Genomic DNA, 533 nt, shown 5'->3' with positions numbered 1-533 from the left:
GGTAGTTTGGCAGAGCATGTACTATAGGTCAAGCCTTTTCCTGTCTCTTTGTATGCGTGATCCCATAAGGATAGGAAATGATTGAATACAAAGCGAGAACACCCACTCGTTTTGTTGATTAGAATTGCTTGTGCTTGATTTGGATAGATACGAAACTTATAGGCTTTATTCATCATTATTTAATTCACCTCCATTTTGGTATATGACTATTATACACCAAACGTACATTCGACAGATAATGGAGTAACACTTTCTGTATGTTGAACAATTAAGATGGCTTCCATCCATCCCTTGTTCAAAGCCAATTCATCTCCCACCTACTCACTGGGCTGTGGCCCTTCACGCTCCTTGAGAAAGGAGTCTTCTTGGCTAAAATGATAAAAATAAGCACATCTTGTTATAAAAACAGATGTGCTTATTTTTTAATTTCTATGCATTTTTACGTTTTAAGAAAATCACTCCACCAACAATTAACAGTAATGCTCCTGTGGCCATAAAGATCCAACTTGTAAGATTAGTACCTGTTTGCGGTA

Annotated in this window: 2 protein-coding genes; both read right to left on the bottom strand. The window is 37.1% G+C overall.

Annotation, left to right across the window (positions count from 1 at the left end; genetic code table 11):
• Window positions 1-173 (bottom strand): helix-turn-helix domain-containing protein (locus ACTJK5_RS23000; protein WP_440613317.1); only part of this gene is annotated, 173 nt, incomplete at its 3' end.
• A gap of 256 nt (window positions 174-429) precedes the next feature.
• A partial coding sequence (locus ACTJK5_RS22995) for an LPXTG cell wall anchor domain-containing protein (RefSeq protein WP_440613316.1) occupies window positions 430-533 on the bottom strand: 104 nt, incomplete at its 5' end.

Source organism: Agrobacterium sp. 22094 (assembly GCF_052046015.1).
GTDB classification, from domain to species: Bacteria; Pseudomonadota; Alphaproteobacteria; order Rhizobiales; family Rhizobiaceae; genus Agrobacterium; species Agrobacterium cavarae.
This window is presented reverse-complemented; position numbering and strand designations above follow the sequence as displayed.